At 74.7% G+C, this 5708-nt stretch carries 5 protein-coding genes and 1 pseudogene; 1 reads left to right on the top strand and 5 read right to left on the bottom strand.

The features are described from left to right. Positions 1–74 precede the first annotated feature (74 nt). The 4 genes from CCN56_RS29440 to CCN56_RS29425 all read right to left on the bottom strand — a co-directional run bounded on the left by CCN56_RS29440 (position 75) and on the right by CCN56_RS29425 (position 4054). Positions 75–983: a dihydrodipicolinate synthase family protein gene (locus CCN56_RS29440; protein ID WP_086830998.1), complete on the bottom strand. Its 909-nt coding sequence runs from the start codon at positions 981–983 to the stop codon at positions 75–77. 79 nt (positions 984–1062) lie between these two features. Beyond that, complete coding sequence (locus CCN56_RS29435; protein ID WP_086830997.1) at positions 1063–2556, bottom strand: NAD(P)/FAD-dependent oxidoreductase; 1494 nt, start codon at positions 2554–2556, stop codon at positions 1063–1065. Beyond that, positions 2537–2851, bottom strand: coding sequence for a (2Fe-2S)-binding protein (locus CCN56_RS29430; protein WP_086830996.1), 315 nt, complete (start codon positions 2849–2851; stop codon positions 2537–2539). The genes CCN56_RS29435 and CCN56_RS29430 overlap by 20 nt, the downstream gene beginning before the upstream one ends. A 45-nt stretch (positions 2852–2896) precedes the next feature. Next, on the bottom strand, positions 2897–4054 hold the full coding sequence (locus tag CCN56_RS29425; protein WP_086830995.1) for an FAD-binding oxidoreductase: 1158 nt from the start codon (positions 4052–4054) through the stop codon (positions 2897–2899). Between the two features lie 132 nt (positions 4055–4186). Between CCN56_RS29425 and CCN56_RS29420 the strand changes: the two genes are divergently transcribed. Continuing rightward, entirely contained in the window at positions 4187–5425 is a 1239-nt protein-coding gene (locus CCN56_RS29420; RefSeq protein ID WP_086830994.1) for an NAD(P)/FAD-dependent oxidoreductase, read from the top strand. Positions 5426–5434: 9 nt separating this feature from the next. Here CCN56_RS29420 and CCN56_RS29415 read toward each other — a convergent pair. Beyond that, positions 5435–5708 (bottom strand): annotated as a pseudogene (locus CCN56_RS29415) (ornithine cyclodeaminase family protein); the annotation flags it as partial.

Below are 5708 nucleotides of genomic sequence, written 5' to 3'. Positions count from 1 at the left end.
GAGGAGGCCTCCGGGGAAGGGATCGTCCGGGTCGGGGAAGGGTCGGCGCCGGCGTGGGCTTCAGCGGCCCCGCGTCAGTGGTGGCCGTCGGCCACGGCCTTCTCCGTGGCGGTCCGCACCGCGGCCTCGATCGTGCCGGTGAGCGGGGGGCGCGGTGGGGGGGGGGGGCCGCCGGGGCGGCCGGCGATGTCCATGGAGAGCTTGATGGACTGGACGAACTCCGTCTTCGAGTCCCAGCGCAGCAGGGAGTGCAGGGACTTGTACAGCGGCAGAGCGGTCGTCAGGTCGCCCGCGACGGCGGCGTGGTACAGCGCGGCGCAGCTGGCGGGGAAGGCGTTGGGGTAGCCGGCGATCCAGCCGACGGCGCCCGCGACGGCGAGTTCGAGGAGGACGTCGTCGGCCCCGATCAGCAGGTCGAGTTCCGGGGCGAGTTCGGCGATCTCGTACGCGCGGCGGACGTCGCCGCTGAACTCCTTCACCGCGACGATGCTGCCGTCGCCGTGGATCCGGGCGAGCAGGTCGGGGGTGAGGTCGACCTTGGTGTCGAAGGGGTTGTTGTACGCGACGATCGGGATGCCGACGCCGGCCACCTCGGTGTAGTGGGCGCGCACGGCTGCCGCGTCGGCGCGGTACGTGTTGGGCGGCAGGAGGAGGACCGAGCCGGCGCCGGCCTCGGCGGCCTGTTCGGCCCAGCGGCGGGACTCGGCGCTGCCGTACGCGGCGACGCCCGGCATGACCCGCGCCCCGTCGCCCGCCGCTTCGACGGCGGTACGGACGACCTGGGCGCGCTCCGCGTCGGTGAGGGTCTGGTACTCGCCGAGGGAGCCGTTCGGGACGACGCCGTCGCAGCCGTTGGCGATCAGCCAGGCGACGTGCTCGGCGTAGGCGTCGTGGTCGACGGAGAGGTCCTCGCGGAAGGGGAGGGTGGTGGCGACCATGATGCCGCGCCAGGGGCGGTCGGCGTTCCAGGTGGTGGCGGTCATGACGGTGACCTTTCTGTAGTGTGTGACATTTTATCGATGGGGAAAGAAGAGAGGCCCGCGCGGGCCTCTCCTCCAGGCTCTAGGAAGCGTCGGGATCCGGGGCCTCGTCCAGGGCGGCGAGGGTCGAGAGCCGGACCGGTACCGCGAACGGGCGCCGCTCCGCGGGCGGTTCGGCGGTTCCGCCGCGCGCGGCGAGGCAGGCGACGGCCGTCCCGCACATCCGCCCCTGGCACCAGCCCATCCCGGCCCGGGTGAGGAGCTTGACGGTGCGCGCGTCCCGCGCGCCGAGCTCGGTGACGGCCTCGCGGACGCGACCGGCGTCGACCTCCTCGCAGCGGCACACGTCCGTGTCGTCGGTGAGCCAGTCCTGCCAGCCGGGGCCCGGGGCGTGGGCCGCGGACATCACGTCGGCGAAGGCGCGCATCCGGTCCCGGCGGCGCCGCAGTTCGGCGATCCGGCTCGCGCCGGCCCGGCGGCCGAGGATCCGCGCGGCGATCGCCCGAGCGGCCAACTCGCCCTCCGCACGGGCGAGTTCCGCGCCCCCCACGCCTCCGGTCTCGCCCGCCGCCCACAGGCCGGGCTCCGAGGTCTCCTGGAGGTCGTCCAGGGCGAGGCCGAGGGTGCCGTCGGGGAGCCTTCGGGTGGCGCAGCCGGCCGTCGTGGCCAGCTCGATCTGCGGGACCAGGCCGTGGCCGACGGCCAGGGCGTCGCAGGCGATCCGGCGGCCCGTGCCCGGTACGGGACGCCAGTCGGCGTCCAGGCGGGTGACGGTGACGGCCTCCACCCGGTCGGCGCCGTGCACTTCGGTGACCGCGCTGCGCAGCCGGAGCCGCACCCGGTGCCGGAGCAGCCCTGATCCGTGCAGCAGGGCTTCGGCCGCCTTCCCCGGGTTGGTCACCAGCGCCCGGGGGCTGCGGGCGTACCGCAGATAGCCGGCGGCCTCGACCACGGCCGGCACCCGTGCGCCGGCGGCGGCGAGGGAGGAGGCGACGGCGAGCAGCAGGGGGCCGCTGCCGGCCACGACGATGCGGCGGCCGGGCAGCACGAGCCCGGACTTGAGCATGGCCTGCGCTCCTCCGGCGCCCACGACGCCGGGCAGGGTCCAGCCGGGAAAGGGGAGTTGGCGTTCGTATGCGCCGGTGGCGAGCAGCAGCGCCCGGGCCCGGATCCGTACGGGCCGCTCCGCGGTTCCGTCGGCCCCAATGACCGCGTGCACCGACCAGGTCCCGTCGCCCTCCCGCACCGTGGACCACACGTGGTGCCCGGCGAGGTGGGCGGTGCCGCTTCCGGCGAGGCGTCGCCGGAGGTCGGAGAAGGCGGACCAGTCGTGGTGCAGGGCCTCGGGCCGTACGGCGCCGAGCGCGGGCGCCGGGTGCCGGTAGAACTGCCCGCCGGTCTGGATGGAGGTGTCGAGGAGGGCGACGGAGAGGCCGAGTTCGGAGGCCGTGACGGCGCCGGAGAGTCCCGCGGAACCGGCTCCCACGACCGCCAGGTCGTACGTCCCCGGCGCCTCCGGCGTCCCCGGCGTCCCCGGCGTCCCCGGCGTCCCCGGCTCAGACGGTGAGGCGGTCATGGCCGTGTCCCTCCTGGGTGGTGATCGCGTCTCCGGGGCGGGCCGGGACCAGACAGGCGCGCCGGTTGGGTTCGCCGTTGACGGTGGCGAGGCAGTCGTAGCACTGGCCGATGCCGCAGAAGGCGCCGCGCGGCCGGCCGCCGTCCCGGGTGGTGCGCCAGGCCAGGATGCCGGCGCCCCAGAGGGCGGCGGCGAGGGTCTGCCCCGGCAGGGCGGTGACGCGCCGGCCGTCGAAGGTGATCTCGAACGGTGCTTCGGGCTGTGCGCCGACGAGGTCGGCGGGGGTGCGGGCCACGGGCCCTCCTCTCGTGACGGTGGGTGCGCGCACGTCGGGGCGTGGTCAGTGCGCGGTGTCGGCGAACCGGTCGGGGCGGAACGGGTGGATGTCGAGGGGCGGTTCGGCACCGGTCAGACAGGCCGTGACGATCTTCCCGGTCACGGGGGCGAGCCCGATGCCCGCCCCTTCGTGGCCGCAGGCGTGGAGCAGGCCGGGGACGCGCGGGTCGGGGCCGATCGCGGGCAGGTGGTCCGGCAGGTACGGGCGGAAGCCGAGGTAGGTGCGGATGGCCCGTACGGTGCCGAGGACCGGGAACAGTGCGGTGGCCCCGGCGGCGAGCCGGCGCAGGACTTCGGTGGAGAGCGTCCGGTCGAAGCCGACCCGTTCCCGGCTGGCGCCGATCAGGACCGGCCCCGCCGGGGTGCCCTCGACGACGGCCGAGGTCTGGAGTGCGGCGGAGCCGCTGGCGACGTCGGCCACGTAGTCGGCGGCGTACACCTTGTGGCGCACGACGCGCGGGAGGGGTTCGGTGACGAGGACGAAGCCCCTGCGGGGCAGGACGGGCAGGTGTACGCCCGCGAGTTCGGCGAGGGCGCCGCCCCAGGTTCCGGCGGCGTTGACCACGGAGGGGGCGTGGATCTCGCCGGCCGTGGTCCGTACGCCGCGGATCTCTCCGGCCGTGCCGGTGAGCAGGCCGGTGACCTCCTCCCCCAGGCGCAGTCGGATCCGTTCGCCGTCCGTGCACAGCAGCCGGGCCGCCGCGTGGGCGGGCATCACCTGGGCGTCCTGGGGGTAGAGGAAGCCGCCCGCCAGGGTGGGTGCGAGGTGGGGCTCCAGGTCGTGGAGCCGGTCCGCGGGGACCTCCTGGCTGGTGACGCCCGCCTTCTCCTGGCGGGCCGCGAAGTCGCGCAGGGCGCGCATCCCGGGCTCGTCCGAGGCGACGACGAGGCCGCCCTTCGCCTCGTACTCGACCTGCGGCGGGAGCAGTTCGGCCAGCTCCCGCCACAACGCGGTGGAGACGAGGGCGAGTTCGAGCTCGGGTCCCGGCTCCTTGTCGGAGACCAGGAGGTTTCCCTCGCCCGCTCCCGTCGTCCCGCCGGCGACCGGACCGCGGTCGACGACGGTGACGGAGAGGCCGGCTCGGGCGGCGTAGTGGGCGCAGGCCGCGCCGACGACGCCGGCGCCGACGACGATGACATCCGAGGTGTTTCTCGTGGGCACGTCAGTAATATTTCACATGGCACTGGAGTTGCCAAGACCCGCGGCAGGCTTGATCCCTTGACAACCGCTCGCCTTCCTCGTCCTCATGTTCCTGACAGAAGTGTCACCACACCACGGGGGGACCACCAGCGCATGACCGAGCCTGAGAACGCGGGACACGACTACGACGTCGTCATCAGCGGAGCGAGCCTCGCCGGCAGCGCGGCGGCGATCCTGCTCGCCCGGCGCGGCGCCCGCGTCGCGCTCCTGGAACGCCGCTCGCGCCCCACGGCGTACAAGACGCTGTGCACCCACTCCCTCACCGCCAACGCCACCCCGGTGCTCGAGGAACTCGGCCTCATACCCGCCTTGGAGAAAGCGGGGGCCGTGCGCAACGAGGCGCGCTGGTACACCCGTTGGGGCTGGATCGAGCCGAGCGCCGCGCCGGGCCCCGCGCTGCCGTACGGCTACAACGTGCGGCGCAGCACCCTCGACCCGCTGATCAGGTGCCGGGCGGCCGAGACCCCCGGCGTCGACGTGCTCCTCGGCCATCAGGTGACCGGGCTGCTCCAGGAGGCCGGACGGACGGTGGGGGTACGCGCGAAGACGCCCGAGGGCGAGCGCGAGATCCGGGCCCGCCTGGTGGTCGGCGCCGACGGCAAGGACTCGGCCGTGGCCGAGTACGCCGGGGTGCCCACCCGGCAGCACGAGAACGCGCGCTTCGGCTATCTCGCACACTTCCGGAACCTGCCCCTGCGCGACGGGATCAGCCACGCCTGGTTCCTGGTCCCCGACATGGCCTACGCCTTCCCGAACGACGACGGGGTGACGGTCGTCGCGGTGCTCCCGGACAAGAAGCGGCTCCCGGACTTCCGGAGGGACCTGGAGGGCAGCTTCCTCGACATGGTCCGCGCCCTGCCCGACGCGCCGGACATCGACGCCGCCGAGCGCGTCACGAAGATCACCGGCACGGTCGACTACCCGCTCCGCACCCGCAAGCCGACCGCGCCGGGTGTGGCGCTCATCGGCGACGCCGCCCTGACCGGCGACCCCCTGTGGGGAGTGGGATGCGGGTGGGCCCTGCAGTCCGCGCGGTGGCTGACCGAGGCGGTCGCCGCGGCTGTGACCGGTGGGGGCGACCTCGACCGCTCGCTCGCGGTGTACGCGCGCCGGCACAGGCGCCGCCTGGGCGGTCACCAGTACCTGGCCGCCGACTTCGCCAAGGGCCGGCCGTTCAACCCCGGGGAGCGGCTGATGTTCTCGGCGGCGGCGCGCGACGGGGCCCTGGCGCGGCACATGCACATGTTCGCGTCCCGCCTGATCGGTCCGATGCGGTTCCTGAACCCCCTGATGGTGGCCAGGGCCGCGGTCGTCAACCTCAGGCACCGCTGAACGGAGCGGTCAGGTCCCGCGGGCCGCGCGGTACACGGCGCTCGCGACGGCGAGGTCCTCCCAGGCCATCCCCACGCTCTTGAAGAGCCGCGGACGCCCGGTGGGGACGCGGCCGTGCACCAGGTCGGCGAGGGTGCCCGCGATGTGCCCCTCGCCGATCGCCCCCTCCGCCGTCGGGACGAGCAGGTCGCCGGCCTCGCGGAGTGCCGCCGCGCGCGCCTCCACGTACACCTCGGCGCGGGTGACGAGTGCGGTGTCGGTCTCCCGCGCCGAGGTGTACGTG

It is taken from the genome of Streptomyces sp. NRRL B-24572, from assembly GCF_002156145.1.
Classification (GTDB): domain Bacteria; phylum Actinomycetota; class Actinomycetes; order Streptomycetales; family Streptomycetaceae; genus Streptomyces; species Streptomyces vietnamensis.
This window is presented reverse-complemented; position numbering and strand designations above follow the sequence as displayed.